Annotated in this window: 14 protein-coding genes and 2 pseudogenes; 9 read left to right on the plus strand and 7 right to left on the minus strand. The window is 68.3% G+C overall.

All coding sequences use genetic code 11. From position 1 onward, the window contains the following. Nucleotides 1-16 precede the first annotated feature (16 nt). Complete coding sequence (locus tag OG520_RS42565) at nt 17-1297, minus strand: family 16 glycosylhydrolase (protein ID WP_331748846.1); 1281 nt, start codon at nt 1295-1297, stop codon at nt 17-19. A gap of 109 nt (nt 1298-1406) precedes the next feature. Then, the gene (locus tag OG520_RS42570; RefSeq protein ID WP_331748849.1) at nt 1407-2555 is read right to left on the minus strand and encodes an ROK family transcriptional regulator; all 1149 of its coding nucleotides are present in this window, start codon (nt 2553-2555) and stop codon (nt 1407-1409) included. A 139-nt stretch (nt 2556-2694) separates the two neighbouring features. Here OG520_RS42570 and OG520_RS42575 point away from each other — a divergent pair, with 139 nt between their 5' ends. The 6 genes from OG520_RS42575 (at nt 2695) to OG520_RS42600 (ending at nt 8897) form a co-directional block, all read left to right on the plus strand. Continuing rightward, entirely contained in the window at nt 2695-3993 is a 1299-nt protein-coding gene (locus OG520_RS42575; protein ID WP_331748852.1) for an extracellular solute-binding protein, read from the plus strand. Further along, nucleotides 3986-4930, plus strand: coding sequence for a sugar ABC transporter permease (locus OG520_RS42580; protein ID WP_331748855.1), 945 nt, complete (start codon nt 3986-3988; stop codon nt 4928-4930). The genes OG520_RS42575 and OG520_RS42580 overlap by 8 nt, the downstream gene beginning before the upstream one ends. A gap of 1 nt (nt 4931) precedes the next feature. Beyond that, nucleotides 4932-5738: a carbohydrate ABC transporter permease gene (locus OG520_RS42585; protein WP_331748858.1), complete on the plus strand. Its 807-nt coding sequence runs from the start codon at nt 4932-4934 to the stop codon at nt 5736-5738. 14 nt (nt 5739-5752) lie between these two features. Further along, a complete protein-coding gene (locus OG520_RS42590; RefSeq protein WP_331748861.1) occupies nt 5753-7012 on the plus strand; it encodes a Gfo/Idh/MocA family oxidoreductase in 1260 nt (419 codons plus the stop codon). A 369-nt stretch (nt 7013-7381) separates the two neighbouring features. Next, nucleotides 7382-7906, plus strand: a complete 525-nt coding sequence (locus OG520_RS42595; RefSeq protein WP_331748864.1) for a GNAT family protein — start codon at nt 7382-7384, stop codon at nt 7904-7906. A gap of 448 nt (nt 7907-8354) precedes the next feature. Continuing rightward, nucleotides 8355-8897 (plus strand): DUF4232 domain-containing protein, encoded by a 543-nt coding sequence (locus OG520_RS42600; protein ID WP_331748867.1) that lies wholly within the window; start codon nt 8355-8357, stop codon nt 8895-8897. On the opposite strand, the gene OG520_RS42605 is transcribed toward OG520_RS42600, so the two are convergent. Both OG520_RS42605 and OG520_RS42610 read right to left on the minus strand, forming a co-directional pair. After that, nucleotides 8873-9733, minus strand: coding sequence for a winged helix DNA-binding domain-containing protein (locus OG520_RS42605; protein WP_331749567.1), 861 nt, complete (start codon nt 9731-9733; stop codon nt 8873-8875). The two genes, OG520_RS42600 and OG520_RS42605, sit on opposite strands and share 25 nt — an antisense overlap. Further along, a complete protein-coding gene (locus OG520_RS42610) occupies nt 9730-10764 on the minus strand; it encodes an NADP-dependent oxidoreductase (RefSeq protein ID WP_331748870.1) in 1035 nt (344 codons plus the stop codon). Before OG520_RS42610 ends, OG520_RS42605 begins: the two co-directional genes overlap by 4 nt. Before the next feature lie 119 nt (nt 10765-10883). Between OG520_RS42610 and OG520_RS42615 the strand changes: the two genes are divergently transcribed. Further along, nucleotides 10884-11840, plus strand: coding sequence for a YafY family protein (locus OG520_RS42615; RefSeq protein WP_331748874.1), 957 nt, complete (start codon nt 10884-10886; stop codon nt 11838-11840). Here OG520_RS42615 and OG520_RS42620 read toward each other — a convergent pair. Then, a pseudogene (locus OG520_RS42620) lies at nt 11818-12445 on the minus strand (recombinase family protein). The gene OG520_RS42615 and the pseudogene OG520_RS42620 sit on opposite strands and share 23 nt — an antisense overlap. A 74-nt stretch (nt 12446-12519) precedes the next feature. Between OG520_RS42620 and OG520_RS42625 the strand changes: the two are divergent. Continuing rightward, nucleotides 12520-13086, plus strand: a complete 567-nt coding sequence (locus tag OG520_RS42625; protein ID WP_331748877.1) for a helix-turn-helix domain-containing protein — start codon at nt 12520-12522, stop codon at nt 13084-13086. A 654-nt stretch (nt 13087-13740) separates the two neighbouring features. Here OG520_RS42625 and OG520_RS42630 read toward each other — a convergent pair. Further along, a complete protein-coding gene (locus OG520_RS42630; RefSeq protein WP_331748879.1) occupies nt 13741-14958 on the minus strand; it encodes a beta-ketoacyl-[acyl-carrier-protein] synthase family protein in 1218 nt (405 codons plus the stop codon). A 153-nt stretch (nt 14959-15111) separates the two neighbouring features. Here OG520_RS42630 and OG520_RS42635 point away from each other — a divergent pair, with 153 nt between their 5' ends. Further along, nucleotides 15112-15741, plus strand: coding sequence for a TetR family transcriptional regulator (locus tag OG520_RS42635; protein ID WP_331748881.1), 630 nt, complete (start codon nt 15112-15114; stop codon nt 15739-15741). Between the two features lie 148 nt (nt 15742-15889). On the opposite strand, the pseudogene OG520_RS42640 reads toward OG520_RS42635, so the two are convergent. Beyond that, nucleotides 15890-16069 (minus strand): annotated as a pseudogene (locus tag OG520_RS42640) (hypothetical protein); the annotation flags it as partial. Nucleotides 16070-16429 lie beyond the last annotated feature (360 nt).

Consider the following 16429-nt stretch of genomic DNA (forward strand, 5'->3'; position numbering starts at 1 on the left):
GGATGTTCAGCAGTGATCAGAGAGCGGGTTCGCGAGTCCACTGGCTGGTCCAGTACGTCGCCGGTACGGAGCCGTACTGGACGGATCCGGTGGCGCCTTCCGTGTGCATGTACTGGCCGGTCTGACGGTTCCTGAACCGGATACGGCCGTCGACGGTCTCCTCGGTCCACTGGCCGCTCCACCAGGTGGCGGGGAACGTTCCGTACTGCACGGTGCCGGCCCCGTCCTCCGTGTGCAGGTACTCCCCGGTCGCTCGGTTCTTGTAGCGGTAGTGGCCGTCAGTGGTTTCCCGGGCCCACTGCGAGGTCGGATCGGTGGCGGGCACATCGCCGTACTCCAGCCGGCCGGTGTTGCCCTTGATGTGCATGTACTGGCCGGTCTGACGGTTCTTGTACCGGTCGTACGTCTGCGGGTAGCCGCCGTCCTTCTTCCAGACCCGTAGGTAGTCGACGCTCCACGACTTGGGCCAGACGGCATTGTGCCGGCCGGAGCCGGCGTCGGTGTACAGGCCGAGAATCATGCCCATGGGCATGTTGGGTGCGTCGTTGATGGTCTTGAAGAGCTGGTTGTCGTAGTAGAACTTCAGCTCTGTCGGAGTCCACTCCATGCCGTAGACGTGGTACTCCTCCGTCGGCTCGCCGCTGGGCACCGGGTCCTCGGAGGACACCCAGGAGCCGAGGAAGTCGGGGTCGCCCCATCCGTAGGCGGCGATGCGCCATGTGTCGGGCTTGCTGAAGAACGTCTCGATGAAGTCGATCTCGGGGTTGGCCGAGGCGCTGGAGTTGTCCTCGGTGCCGACGAGCCAGAGTGCCTGGTGGCCCCCGCCGCCGACGTTGGAGAACTTCGCCCGCGTCTCGAAGTAGCCGTACTGGGTGGAGTATCCGTCGAAGCGTGGCTCGTGATGGTCGTTCGGCATCGAGTAGTTGAAGCGGTGCCACCAGTCCTGGTTGAAGGTCTGGATGCTGGAGATCTTCACGGTGCCGTCGTACTGGGGGTTCCAGGCGGGAGTGTCAGGGTCCAGGCGCTCGGTGAGCACGCCGTCCGCGACGGTGTAACGCGCCTTGGCGTTCTCGCGGTCCGGGGTCCAGTGGGGCAGGTAGTACGGCAGCCACTTGTCCTCGTCCAGCGAGGTGCCGTCGAACTCCTCCTGGAAGTCGATGGTGTAGCCCGTCCGGGAAACGGGATTGGGCGGGAAGTCGGCTGCGTGGGCGCTCTGACCGCTGACGGTGGTCCCCATCAGACAGAGAGCGGAAGCCAGCGCACCGGTGAGCAGGGTCCGCAGAGGACGACGTCTCACAGTAGCTCCTTAGGTGACTCTTTCGTAGGTAACTTTCCTTCGAAAGTGTGACCCGCAATGTGCCGGGTCCCCCAGGAGCTGTCAATGCTCGCGTCAGGAATTCAGGAATTCAGGAATTCAGGACTCGGTCGACGGTCACACGCATGCCGGCGCGCACCAGGTCGCGGGCGGCCTCGACTCCACCGACGCTCACCACGTCGTCCACCAGGGCCGTCAGGGCGAGGGGCGGTGCCTCGTAGCAGATCTCCGTCAGGCGGTGCCGGATCGGATCGAGAACCACGGCGCCAGACTTCGCCAGGGCGCCGCCCAGGACGATCAGCCGGGGATCCATGGCCAGCACCATCGCGCCGATGCCGTCCGCGAGGGTGCTGGCGTAGGCGTCGACCGCGGCCCGCGCCTCTGGGTCCCCGTGTGTCGCTCGGGCGAAGACGAGTACCCCGGCCTCCTCCTCGCTGTCGCGCGCCGAGCCGGATGCCGCGAAGAGTTTCGCCGGAGCGTCCTGCCAGCCCAGTTCGGGGTGGCGCCCGATCTCGCCCGCTGCCCCGGTCCGTCCGGTGAACGGAAGCCCGTCGACCAGCACGCCCACGCCGAGCCGGCTCCCCATCTGCACGTAGAGGATGTCGGGAGTGCCCTGCGCCGCACCGATCCGGTGCTCGGCGAGGGCGGCGAGATTGGTGTCCTTGGCCGTCGCCGCCGGGCAGCCCAGTCTCTCGCCGAGTTCGCGGGCGAGCTCGATACCCGTCCAGCCGGGGATGACGACACTCAGCCGCACGGTGCCGGCGCTGTCGACGATGCCGGGAGTGCCGGCTCCCACGGCCCACAGCGGGGTTTCCGGCGAGGGAAGCTGGTTCCGGACGAGGGTCGTGGCTGCGTCGATGCGCTGTTCGGGAGTGGCGTCCGCCGACACTGCGGCATGGGCCGTCACGGCCGACTCCCCGGCGAGATCCGTCACCCGCACCCAGATGCCGTCCACGTCGAAGTGGAGTCCCGCGAGGCGGCCCGCGCTGTGGTCGAAGGCGTAGCGCTGGGCCGGACGCCCGCCCGTGCGGGCCGCGTCCCGGCCGTCCGGCCTGAGCAGCCCGGCTTCGAGAAGGGTCGTCACGATTCCCCGCACGGTCGGCCGCGAGAGGCCGGTCACGCGCGAGAGCGCGTTGATCGTCAATGGGACCCCGTCGTACAGGAGATGGAGCACCCGGCTGGTGTTGAGCTGCCTGAGCGAGCTCTGGTCACCGCCCGGCGGAACCTCCGTGTCAGTCATGAGTCCCCCTGGACGAGCGGTGTGACATGGGTCACTTTGATAGAAAACTTTCTTACGAAACTGCAGGGACGCGACTAGTGTCCCGACTCGTCATCCTGCCACATGGCGCCTGCGCCTTTCCCGAAAGCGATCGACCCCGATGAAGCTCAGAACAATGCTGGCCGGGACCGTGTTCGTGGTGCTCTCCGCGACTTCCTGTGCGCCGGGCGCCGGCAGCGAGGCTCCGGCCGAATCCGCCGGCCCCGTCAAGACCGGAGTGCCGGAGGGCAAGGCCACCCTGTCGCTGGTCTCCACCCCCGAGTCGGGCGCGGCCGTCAAGGCGATCATCAAGGCGTTCGAGTCGAAGCACCCCAACGTGCGCATCGACTACCAGGACACCAACTACGACGACTACAACAAGAGCCTGAACCTCTCCCTCGCCTCCGACCAGGCGCCGGACATCGCTCTGCTGAACTCCGTGGGCACCACCGTCAAGGACAACCTCGTCCGCGACCTCTCCCCTTACGCCAAGGCGTACGGCTGGGACAAGACGTACGCGAGCACCCAGCTCAACCAGTGGCGGGTGGGCACGGACGGCTCCACGCTCGGAGAGGGCAAGCTCTACGCGGCGCCCGCCGGCTTCTCCCTCGTCGGTGTCTACTACAACAAGGCGAAGGCCGCGAAGCTCGGCATCGACGCGCCGGCCACGCTCGCGGAGTTCGACGCCGCGCTCGCCAAGGCCAAGAAGGCCGGTGAGACGCCGCTGCAGCTGGGCAACGCGCAGGGCCACGCCTCCTTCCCGATCCAGCTCGTCGGCCAGTCCGCGGACGGCGCGGAGTCCGCCGCGAAGTGGACCTTCGGGCAGAAGGGCGCCACGTTCGACACCGCGGGCAACCGGGCCGCCGTGACCAAGGTCGCCCAGTGGGCCAAGAAGGGCTACCTGCCCAGGAGCGCCAACGGTACCGACCTGCAGAGTGCGACGGACAAATTCTCCAAGGGCGAGGGCGTGTTCTTCGTCGACGGCAACTGGGATGCCGCGAAGATCGGCGAGAAGCTCGGCAAGGACGCGGGCTTCATCGCCTTCCCCGGCCCGAAGGCCACCGCCATCGGCACGTCCGTCGCCTACGCCGTCTCCACCAAGTCCGAGCACCCCGACGCGGCTGCCGCTTTCCTGGACTTCCTGCACTCGCCCGAGGCGTCCGCCGAGCAGTTCAAGGCCGGTTTCATGCCCGCGGACATCTCCGCGGCCAAGCCGCAGGACGGCACGGTGATGTCCGACATTGTCGCCGCCTGGTCCAAGGTCAACGCCGACAACGGCCTCGTCGGCTTCAACAACAACGCCACGGCGACCATGAACGACAAGCTCACCGCCACCACTCAGGAACTCCTCGCGGGCAAGACCGACACCTCGGGCTTCGTCAAGGCCATCCAGGACGAGTGGGCCGGCACCCATGGCTGATGTGCTTGTCGGCGCCGGGCGGGTGGGCAAGGACGCCACCCGCCCGGCGCCCGCGCCGGCGCCCTCGGGCAGCCGGTCGAGACGGCACCGCCTCGGCCCGCTCCTCTACGTCCTGCCGGCTCTCCTCTTCTACGCGGCCTTCGTCATCGCGCCCTGGCTGCACAGTGTGTGGATCTCGTTCTGGAACTGGAACGGCATCGGCGCCGCCACCTGGGCGGGTCTCGACAACTACGCCGCGGTCTTCAACGAACCCGCCCTGCGCAGCGCCCTGCTCCACTCCTTCGTCTTCATCCTCTTCTACACCGTGATCCCGGTGGGCCTGGGACTCGTCCTGGCGGCGCTGGTGGCATCCGTGCCGTGGCGCGCGATGCCGGTGATCCGCACCGTCATCTTCCTGCCCCAGGTCCTTCCGCTCGTCGCCGTCGGCGTCGTCTGGAAGTGGATCTACAGCGAGGACGGTCCGCTCAACCAGCTCCTGCGCGCCATCGGCCTCGGCGACTTCGCGCGGGCCTGGCTCGGGGACTTCACCTGGGCCCTGCCGACCGTGGGCCTCATCGGCACCTGGGTCTCCACCGGACTCTGCTTCCTCCTGCTGCTCTCCGGCATCGGGAAGATCGACCCGTCGCTCTACGAGGCGGCGAGCCTCGACGGCGCCGGCCGGCTGCGGCAGTTCTGGCACATCACGGTGCCCGGCCTGCGCAAGGAGATCGGTGTCGCCTGCACCGTCACGGTCATCGCCGCCCTCGCGGGCTTCGATGTCGTGTACGTCATGACGGGCGGCGGTCCCGGCTACTCGACCATGGTCCCCGGCGTCCAGGTCTACCAACTCGTCTTCACCGCCGGCCGCGTCGGCACCGCCTGCGCCCTCGCCACCGTACTGTCCGTGCTCACCTGCGCGGTCATGTACGTCCTGAACAGGCTCACCCGGGAGCAATGAAATGACCAAGCACCTGCCCCGGCTCGTCCTGGTCCTGGCCGCCGTGTCGGTTCTCTTCCCCTTCCTCGCGCTCTTCAGTGCGGCCCTCCAGCCGGAGACCGAGCTCTCGCCCGGTCTCAAGTGGCCGTCCGATCCCCATTGGGAGAACTTCGCTACGGCCTGGACCACCGCGGGTTTCGGCTCGCTCCTGAAGTCGAGTGCCGTGATCGCGCTCGGCGTCGTGCCGATCGCCCTGGTCCTCGCGACCCTCGCCGGATACGGCCTGTCGTCCATGCGCCTGCGGGTCAAGGGACCGCTGTTCGCACTGCTGATGTTGGGCATGGCGCTGCCGTACGAGGCGATCGTCATCCCGCTCTACTACGACCTGCGGTCCGTCGGCCTGCTGAACAGCTACTGGGCCGTGATCCTGCCGCTCATCGGTCTGTTCATGCCCTTCGGCGTGTACTGGATGCGTACGCACTTCGAGTCCCTGCCCCACGAGATCACCGAAGCCGCGGCGGTCGACGGCGCAGGCAGCTGGCGCACCCTGACCAAGGTGCTGCTGCCCACGGCCGGACCTGCGCTCACCACACTCGGCCTGCTGTACTTCATGTGGGCCTGGAACCAGTTCCTGCTCGCGCTGGTCCTGATCCAGGATCCGGCGATGCGCACCGCGCCGTCGGGACTCGGCAAGTTCGTCCAGCAGTTCGGCAAGAACATTCCGCTGCTGTCCGCAGGAACGATCATCGTGATCACGCCGATCGTCCTGCTCTACCTCTTCTTCCAGCGCCACTTCATCAAGGGCATCCTCCAGGGTGCCGTCAAGTAAAGAGGACTTTTTCCGTGACCGTCACTCTGGCGATCGTCGGTGCCGGGGCCCGTGGGGCCTCCTACGCACGGATCGCAGCTTCCGAGGGACTCGCGACCGTCACTGCCGTCGCCGACCCCGATCCCGCCCGCAGACAGGCCCTCGCCGAGGAGTTCGGGCTCCCCGACAGCAACGTCTTCGAGGACTGGACCCAGCTCGCCGCCCGGCCGAGGCTCGCCGACGCCGCCATCGTCGCCACCCCCGACCGGCTCCATGCCGACCCGGCCGTCGCGCTGGCCGATCGCGGGTACGCCCTCCTCCTCGAAAAACCGATGGCACCGTCCGAAAAGGATGCGCGCCGGATCGTCGAGGCCTCCGTACGCAACGACATCCTGCTCGGTGTCTGCCACGTACTGCGCTATACCGCCTACTCGGTGAAGCTGAAGCAACTGATCACCGAGGGCCGGATCGGCGACATCGTCAGCATCGAGCACCTGGAACCCGTCGGCTGGTGGCACCACGCCCACTCCTACGTACGTGGCCAGTGGGCGGTCGAGGCGCAGTCGTCCTCCATGCTGCTGGCCAAGTCCAGTCATGACATCGACTGGCTCGGCCACCTCGTCGACCGCCCCGTCGAACGGGTCTCCTCCTTCGGCGGCCTCCATCACTTCCGGCCAGAGAACAAGCCCGAGGGCGCGGGCGACCGCTGCGTCAGCTGCCCCGTGGAACGGACCTGCACATACTCCGCGGTCCGAATCTACGAACGGTTCCTCGGCGACCCGGTCTACGAGCACTGGCCACTGGGTGTGCTCACCGACGATGTCACCGAGGCCGGCCTGCGCACCGCACTCGCCGAGGGGCCCTACGGCACCTGCGTCTACGGGGGACACAACGACGTCGTGGACCACCAGGTCGTGAACCTGGAGTACGAAGGCGGGGTCACCGCATCGTTCACCATGACCGCCTTCACGGCCCTCGATTTCCGCAAGACCCGAGTCTTCGGCACACACGGTTCGCTGGAAGGCGACGGTCGCACGATCACGCTGCACGACTTCCTCACCGACACCCAGCACACCTTCGACCTCGACCCGGACGGCGGAGCATCGGCCGCGGACGGACACGGCGGCGCCGACACAGAGCTCCTCCATGCCTTCATCGCGGCAGTCGCCAGCGGGGACCGGTCGCTGGTGGGCTCCGGGCCGTACGAGACCCTGGAGTCCCACCTGGTCGTCTGGGCCGCCGAACGAGCACGGCTGGAAGGGACGGTCGTGCAACTCGGACCCGGCGCCTCCTGACACCCCGCACCAGCGGTACATCGACGCCCTGTGCCCGGCCAGGGCCCGGCGAAGCCGGGGCGACGTCGATCTGTCCCTGGTCGAGCCCTCGGTACAGAGCTCCGTGACCACGACGGTGTTCCGGCGCGAGCGCCAGGTCGACCAGCGGCAGGCATCGATTGCTTGAACGTGCGCATGCGCTGCTCGGCTTGGAGTTCCTCCGGAGCAGCTCGCATCAGTACCAGCTCGACACCCGGTATCTGGACTTGTTCGGCGAGAACACGAGCTGCGCGACCGACTCGATCCTCCGGCGGACGTAGGGTGCGGCGGCGCGGGCACCCCTGCATAGGCTGGCCGTCTCATCCGACGCACCGCGACGAGGATCAGCCCATGCGCAGCACCAGGATTCGCCTGATCGAGCCCACCGACGCCGCCCCGATCGCCGCACATCGGGTGCGGGACTTCGAGGCCTTCCGGCCGTGGGAACCGGCTCAGCCCGCCGACTTCTTCACCCCGGAGGGCCAGGCGGAGCGGATCGACAGTCTGCTGGCCGGATACCGGGCCGGCGCGGTCTGGCCAGGCGTGGTGCTCGCCGACGACCAGGTGATCGGGCAGGTCACCGTCGGAGGCATCCTGCCGCAGCCGCACCTGCGCCGCGGCTCCGTCGGATACTGGATCGCCGGCGTCGCCCAGAATCAAGGGCACGCCGGGCACGCCGTCGGGCTTGTACTCCAGGTGATGACGGACGAACTCGGGTTGCACCGCGCCGAGGCGTCCACCAATCTGGAGAATCTGCCGTCGCAGCGGGTGCTGCGCCGCAACGGGTTCAGCCCGTACGGCGTCGCGCACTCCTCGATCTTTCTCGACGGGAGCTGGCGGGACGGGCTGCTGTGGGAGCGGGTCCTCGGCGACTAGGGCCTGTCCGGCGGATCATGGCCGGGGTCGCGGCGGAGCGGCAGGCCTGGGGGCAGGGCGGGCCGGGCAGGTCCGGCCCGAGAGCGGCCTGATCCCTGACAGTGCGCGGGTGGCGTCACGCGGCACAGTCGGCGAGATGATCGGACGTCTGTCGCCATCGTCATCGACTGCCCCGACCCATCCGAGCTTGCCGTCTTCTACGAGAAACTCCTGTCGCTCTCACGGCTGGAGGACACTTCTGAGTTCATCGTGCTCGGCAGCACGACGGGTGCGACGCTGCAACGGCCCGCACCGCATGAGTTCTCGTACGCGGCCACAGTCGGGAGCCCGGCTGTCGGAAAAGGTTCTCCGGCACACCGAACCTCCGCCGGGCGTTGCACATCTTCAGGTGCGTAGGCGCGCACTGACTTCGCGCGCCGATTCGTATGCGAGGGGAACCCGAAACTTCATGAAGAGCAAGCTGACCTCCGTGGCCCTTGCGGCCGTCGTCGTCGCCGGCACTGCCGCTACCGCCATCCCGGCCTCGGCCGCCCCCGCCAAGGCCGAGCCGACCCGCTGCCACACCGCCGACCTGAAGGCCGGCTTCGCCATGGGGGATGACGCGAAGCCGGAGATGGAGCAGACCAAGAAGCAGACCCAGGCGTACATCTGGTTCACCAACCAGAGCAAGCGCACCTGCACCCTGTCCGGCTTCGCCGGTGTCGACATGATCGGCGCTCAGAAGACCGACGGCACCTGGTCGCTGGCGCGCTCCTCCAAGAAGCCCGAAAAGATGATCCTGGAGCAGGGGGACACGGTGGACTTCAGCATCAACCTGCTCCCGGTGGCCAAGTCCACGCCGCAGAAGGAGAAGTTCGTTCCGGCGAAGTTCCTGGTCACCCCGCCGAACGAGACGGAGTACTTCACCCTGAAGTGGCCGTTCGGCGGCCAGATCCTCAAGCAGGACGGCGCCACCCACCCGGCCACCTACCTCAACCCGGTCGGGCTGTAACCAACTGGACAGCCCCTGAGCTTCCCTTCAGCGTCGCTGGTGGCCACCGCAGGGCTCCCGGGGGTCAGCCCCGACCATGTCTGGATGTCCATGACGCCGGCCGGGCCGGACGCCGCCAGGTAGCGGCGGATCATCGTCTCGACTCGTGGCGCTGCCATCGGTCGGCCGATCCAGTGCTCCGCGAGGGTGATGGCGATGTTGGGGCGGTTGCCCCAGGCGCCCCAGGCGCCGGTGACCGGGGCGTGCACCATCGGTATCCGCAGCTCCACAGCCCCCGCGAGCACGCGGCCGTCGCGGCCCGGGAAGCGCTCGGCGAGCGACAGGGTGAGCTTCCGCCGAGGCAGGGTTTGGCCGGCCATCAGCTCCCGACCGGCGTCGGTGAGCTCGGCGATGTCCAACCCGGCGGTCTGCGCGGCGAAGTACTGCGTCCGGGCGGCGCGGTCCAGGACGGGCTGGACGACGGGCCGCAGCCAGCGGAAGTCGTTGCTGCTGGTCAGGTGCTGGGTGCTGCGTAGGGCTGTGGAGCGCACCACGCGGCCGTCGCGGAGCAGTGCCATCAGGTCGTCATGTCGGAAGTCGGCCAGCCGGGTCCACAGCCCCACGTAAGGCCAGTTGGGCTCCTGCTCCTGCAGAGCGACCAGGTGTTCGACGACGTCAAGTACCGGGCGGGAGTTCGGGCGGCCAGGAACTGTCGCTGGAGCAGTGTCCGGTTCAGGGTGCGGGTGGACAGCACGGAGGCGTCGGTCATGTGGTGCCGGTTCTCCTTGGATGGTGGGGACGTCACCGGGAGCGCGTCGCCCGTCCGTGTGTGACGGGCGGCGTGCTTCGATCCTCAGCCGGCGACCCTGACGGAGACGTTGCCCTTGTAGCTGCCCTTCAGCAGGGAGACGAGCGCCTGGGGAGCTGCCGAGAGGCCGCCTTCCACGATCGTGTGGGGGAACACGAAGCGGTCCTCGCCCAACCACGTACTGAAGCGCTCGGTCCACGCCGCGACCTGCTCCGGGGTGTGATGAGTGGAGAACGGCAGAACCTCGATCCCCTTGGCGGCCGCCGCAGCGAGATCCGGCTCGGGGAACCGGTCCTCGTGGTCGCCGATCTGAGTGGCCAGCGCGCCGCACAGCGCGAAGCGGGCCCCCGGCGCCGCCGCCTCGACCGCCGCGTCGAACTGCTCTCCGCCGACGTTGTCGAAGAACACGGTGATGCCCTCGGGCGCCAGGTCCCGCAGATGATCGAGGACGGGGCCGTCGTGGTAGTCGAACGCCGCGTCGAAGCCGAGCTCGTCAACCAGGTAGTCGATCTTCGCCTGGCTACCCGCGCTGCCGATCACCTTCGCGGCGCCCCGGCACTTGGCGATCTGCCCGGCCAGCGACCCGACGCCGCCCGCCGCGCCGGAGACGAAGACGACATCGCCGGCACCGGCCTTGGCGATCTCGGACATCCCGTAGTAGGCGGTGGGCCCCTGGCTGAGGTAGTGCACCGGGCTCGGGAACAGGCCGGGGTCCGGCTTGAGGTACTGGTCGGCAGACCCGGCCGAGTACTCGCACCAGCCGGCCATGGTGCATACCTGGTCGCCGACGGCCAGGTCCGCACTGATGGACCGCACGACCGTGCCCACCGCGCCGCCGCCGATGCGCCGGCCGACCTCCCACGGCGGGATCGGCAGACGGGAGTCAGCCCGCAGCATCTCCAGGTACGCCACCGACAGACCCAGGTAGTCCGTGCGGACCAGTACCTCTCCCGTGGCCGGCTCGGGCGTCGGCACCTGTACGAGGTCGAAGGTGTCGGTCCCGAGGTCTCCTTTCAGGTGTTTGGCCAGTCGCACCTCCCACATCGTGTCGGGGGGCGTCGACATCGTGCTGTCGGTCATGGTTCTCCTCGTTTCGATCAGTCGGCGCACCCGGCCTGGGCCCGTGCCGTTCTCGTGAGACCCACGCTAGGAGCCGTAGCGGTCACTTTCCGACCGCAATTGCCGCCATCCTGGAGGGCATGGCGAACACGAGCTCACGGACTCTGCGGCTGCTGTCCCTGCTCCAGACCCACCGGCACTGGCCGGGCGGCGAGCTGGCCGACAGACTCGGGGTTTCTGCACGTACCCTGCGGCGCGACGTCGACCGGCTGCGCGAGTTGGGCTACCCGGTCGAAGCCAGTCGCGGCGTCGATGGCGGCTACCAGCTCACGGCAGGTGCCGCCCTGCCGCCGTTGGTGCTCGACGACGAGGAGGCGGTCGCGCTCGCCATTGGGTTGCGTGCGGCCGCCCAGGGCGCGGTTACCGGAATCGAGGAGTCCTCGATCCGCGCGTTCACCAAGGTCGTGCAGGTCATGCCTGCGCGACTGCGCCGACGGGTCGACGCCCTGCGGGTGGTGACTGTGCCCTCGGTCGAGGGCGGTGGGAAGACCGTCGAGGCCGGTGTGCTGACCGCCATCGCACAGGCGTGCCGGGACGAGGAACGACTTCGCTTCTCCTACACCGCCCGCGGTGGCGAGCGCAGCGCCCGCCATGTCGAGCCCCACGGGCTGGTCTCGCTCGGGTACCGCTGGTACCTGGTCGCCTACGACCTGACCCGGCAGGACTGGCGCAGCTTCCGCCTCGACCGTCTCGACGGTCCGCGCGGGACCGGAGAGCGGTTTCGCCCGCGCGAACTACCTGCCGACGACGCCTCGGCCTTCGTCCGTGCGGGGAGCGGCGGCGTCCCCGTTCAGCACACCGTCGAAGCGCTTGTGCACGCCCCCGCAGCGGCTGTTCGCGCGCGCATTGACCCGTGGGCGACGGTCGAGGAGGTCGACGAGCAGCGGTGCCGGGTACGGATGACCTCGCAGACCCTGGACTGGCCGACTCAGGCACTGGGCAATGTCGGTGCGGAGTTCGAGGTGCTCGGCCCTCCCGAGTTCGTCGACTTCGTCCGGGAGTGGGCTGCCCGCTTCACCCGTGCCACCGGCTCGTGATGTCCGGGGGGCGGTCGAGGGGCTGGCAGGGGTCGAGGAGTCGGCGGTGGATCGCGGGGACGGCGGTGATGCGCAGGTGTAGCCCTGGCCGCGCCGTACGGTCACGCCCTGGTCGATCGTGGCGCGCTCGGCGCCCGCCCTTGTTGCCCTTGGCCTGGGCGGCCCGTAGTCCGTCGTAGGTCAGTTCTCGCTGGAGGTCGCGCTGGAGTTCGTCGGCGGCGGCGAGGGTCTGCACCATGAACTTCACCGTGGACAGCAGCTCGTCGGTGCGCGGGTGGCGGGCGGTGAGGTCCATCGCGGAGAACGCGCCGTCGTGGATGCGCAGGGCGAGGCGGTCGCGGGTGCAGGACATCGAGCACGTCGAGAATGTGCCCGGTGCCGCGCACAAGGCGGAACATCTCGGAGATGTGCACCGTGTCACCCGGCCGCGCGTACGCGAGCAGCTCGCCGAACTTCGGCCGCTGGAGCGGGTGGAGGCGGCTGGCGGTGCCGGCCTGCTCCTCGAAGACGACCGGGTCCTCGACCTCGGCCTCGTCCAGGACGAGGTTCTGACGGTCGGTCGACTGCGGGTCGGTCGACACCCGCTTGCAGACCAGGTTGGCCATGCCGCTCCCCGTTGTGGTGGTCGCATTCGACCTTGGCTGTCAGCAAACCCTGTCATCAGGTTCCATCGGATCTGATGGGATCGGCGCCGCCGTCGGACCCCGGAAAGTCCGGGTTCATTGGATGCCCGCCGCACCTGTCGTCATTCGATGGCACCCCGTTCCTGTACCAGAGCGGCGGCGTCCGCCTCACCCCGCCGCAGCGATCAGAGCGGCATCTGACCGGCGGCGGGCGCGAAGAGATATCCCGCGGCATCGCCGCCGGAGAATCTGCCCGGCAGTTGGCCAGGCGGCTGGGCAGATCACCTTCGATCGTCTCCCGCGAGATCGCCCGCAACGGCGGCCGGCACCGCTACCGTGCCGCACCCGCCGATACGGCCGCCTACGCGCGTGGGCGCCGGCCCAAGCAGGCCAAGCTCGCCCAACGGCCCGCTCTGCGCGCGCTGGTGGAGGCCAAGCCGGCTCTGTGCTGTCTCCCGAGCAGATCGCAGGATGGCTGCGACACCAGTTCCCCGGTGACGCCTCCATGCAGATCCCGCACGAAGCGATCTGCCTCTCGCGCTACGCCCCTCGTCGGCGCCGGGCGATTTGACCGCAGCCTCACCCAGCGGCTGCGGTCAGCCAGGCCCATGCGCCGCCCGTAGTCCGCCCGTAGTCCGCCCGTCGGTCCACCGGGCGGGGCATCATCCGCGGCATGGTGTCCATCACTGCCCGCCCCGCCGAGGTCGAGGACCGCAGGGTCCCCGGCCAACGGGGAGGGCGGCCTCGTGATGGGCACCCGGCCCTCGGCGGTCGCCACGCTCGTCGAGCGCACCAGCCGCTACACGGCCGTCGTTGCGCTGCCCGACGGCATCAGGGCTGAGCAGGTCACTCCACACCTCACCGGAGTCTCCTCGGCATCCCGCCCCAAGTGCGGCGGACGCTCACCTGGGACCGGGGCCGGGAGACGGCCCCGAGCACCAGGCCATCACCGCCGAGACCGGGATGCCGGTCTACCTCTGCAAGCCGCGGAGCCCATGGCAGCGCGGCACCCAACGAGAACACCAGCCGGCTGCTTCGGCAGTACCTCCCCAAGGGCACGGACCTCCGCACGTTCAGCCAGGCCGATCTGGACGCCATCGCCCATGAGCTCGACCATCGTCCGCGCAAGACCCATGGCTACCGCACTCCGGCAGAGGTCTGCGCTGGCCTCCTGAACAGCGGTGATGCGCTGACCGCTTGCGCTCGCCATCGATTGCCGACACTCGGGCGGCGATGATTGCTGCATCAGTCGCCTTTGCAGGCAAAGGAGATTTTGATCAGCGGTCCGTGGTGAAGGCCAAGGAGACGTTATGGCCACCGAACCCGAAGGAATTGGCCATTCCCGCGGTCCAAGCTCCTTGACGGGGGCGATCGGAGACAACGTCGAGGTTAATCGCGGGATCGATCTTGTCGAGGTTTCTGGTGGCCGGTGCGATCCCGTCCCGCAGAGCGAGGAGGGTGGCGATCGCGCCCAAGGCTCCGGACGCACCCAGGAGGTGCCCGGTCATTGACTTGGTGGCGGTGACGACGGGGTGCGTTCCGACGGCCTCTTCCACGGCGTTTGCCTCCGCAAGGTCTCCCTGCGGAGTGGAGGTGGCGTGTGCGTGGACCAGACCGATGTCCTCGGGTGCCAAGCCGCCCGCTGCCAACGCCATGCGGATGGTCCGCACCTGCCCGGCGGTGTCGGAAGCCGTGATGTGCTGGGCGCTGGACGTGACTCCGGCGCCAACGAGTGTGCCGTGGGCACGCGCGCCACGGTCGCGGGCGAAATCCCTGCGCTCCAGCACCAGGACGGCAGCACCCTCACCGAGCACAAAGCCATTGCGTTCCGAGTCGAAGGGACGGGACGCACTATCGGGTTCGTTGTTCGTCGTGGCGAGGGCCATCATCTGCGCGAAGCCGGCCAAGGGCAGTCCGTGCACACATGCCTCGGTTCCTCCGGCTACGACCACGTCAGCACGGCCGAGACGGATCAGATCCAGGCCGAGGGCGATGGCCTCTGCCCCGGACGCACACGCGCTGACCGGGGTGTGTGCTCCGCCCCGAGCTCCCAGATCAATGCTTACCCAGGCAGCCGGGCCGTTGGCCATCAACATCGGCACGGTGTGCGGAGAGACCTTGCGCGGCCCGGATACCTCCAAAATATCGTCCTGCTCAAGCAAAGACAGCACACCTCCAACACCGGTGCCGATGACGACAGCCAGCCGCTCCGGATCGACGTCGGGACGTCCCGCATCGGCCCAAGCTTCACGGGCGCTCACGACCGCTGCCTGCTCGCACCGGTCCATCCGACGGGCCTCCGTTCGCCGCATGGCTGCTGCAGGGTCCACTCGCATGCGAGCCGCCAGGCGGACCGGCAATGCAGAAGCCCACGGGTCATCAAGAACGGTGACTCCGGTTTTTCCGGCCAACATCGCGGACCATGTCGTTGCAACGTCGCCGGCCAGCGGTGTGGTCGCCCCAAGGCCGGTAACCCACACACCTGCGTCTGCCATGACTTCCTCGTCTCCTAGCGCCTCAGATGGCCACCGCTGACTGTCTTCCAACCGGCCGCGCGCAGTGGTCAGCGGCTGAGGCGGACAGTCGGGTGCGGCTGTGATCCACAACCTATCCAACCAACCGTCTGGTTGGGTATGTAGAGTTGTGCCATGTCAAGTAGTGATCACCTAGTAGGAACCCGTGACCGTCTGCTAGCCGCAGGCCGTGAGGAATTCGCCGCCCACGGCATGGCAGGCGCGCGTGTCAGCCGAATCGCGGAGCGGGCGGACGTCAGCAAGGAACGTATCTACGGCTATTTCGGCAGCAAGGAGAACCTCTTCGTCGCTGTCGTCTCCGAGGCCCTCAACGAGCACGCCGTTCTGCTGGGGCCACCTTCCGGGGATCTGGCCGACTTTGTCGGCCGGATCTACGACCTCCACCAGCGCAATCCTCAACTGCTTCGCCTGATGATGTGGGAAGCCCTGCAATACGACGGAGACTGCCTTCCAGCCGAGCGGCAGCGATCGATCCGTTACCAGGAAATGGTGGAGACACTGGCCGCAGCGCTGGGTACGAAGCCGGACGATCGCGCTGCAGGCACCCTTTTGGCTCTCATCGGGATTGCTGTACTGCCCTCCGCTTTCCCCCAGATCACCCGACTGATCCTTGGCTCTACGGCCGACGAGCATACTGACCTGCGTCAGCACCTCGTTGACTTGGCCCGTCGGATGACTGCCACTCCGCCACTCCCATCGGCTCGTGCCGGGCTGAGCACCATGCCTGGCGAACTGGAACGCTGAGCCGGGCTCACTCGTCGTTGCCGCCGTCATCGTCATCGTCGTCGAGAGCGGCGGCGTCCGGATCGCGCAGTGGCCGCAAGTCGTCGAACGGCTGGGAGGGGGTGAAGCTGTAGCGGCCCGGGACGTTCAGGCTCTCGTGCTTGAGCGGGGAGAGCCGGGACGTGTGCTTCGGCAGCGGCGCCTTCGACCCCAGCGCGTACCGGGCCAGCGCGGCCGGCCGGTTCGGCGGGATCTGCGACAGCTTCAGCCATCCCAGCTGGAACGCGCCGAGCTCGTTCGCCCGCTCCAGTGCGCGGGCGAACGCGGTGCCCGTCGTCCTCGTCGGCGGACATGACGAAGCCCTTCCCCGGTTGAGGGAAGGGCTTCGTGAGTGAGCGCTGGGCAGGCCTTGCACCTGCATTTCCCCACGGGAAGTGGGGCGTCTTTCCTTGGACCACCAACGCAGCGTCAGTCACCGCAAGTTCCGGCGAACTGTCAAGATCGACTATAGCGCAAGCGGGCCGTCGGCCGGCCCCGGCCGACGCTCGACGGTTTGCCGGGATTCCAGCTCCGGCGCGACTTCTTTACTCCCGCACCCGGCTCCGCTGCGCACCACGGCTTGGTCATCACGTGATGCTCGATCAAGTTCGCCTGTCGTAGGTGGTTCCTCGGCGCGGGCGGGTTCGGCCAGGTCTGGAAGGCACATGGC

It is taken from the genome of Streptomyces sp. NBC_00984, assembly GCF_045162475.1.
In the GTDB taxonomy this organism is placed as follows: domain Bacteria; phylum Actinomycetota; class Actinomycetes; order Streptomycetales; family Streptomycetaceae; genus Streptomyces.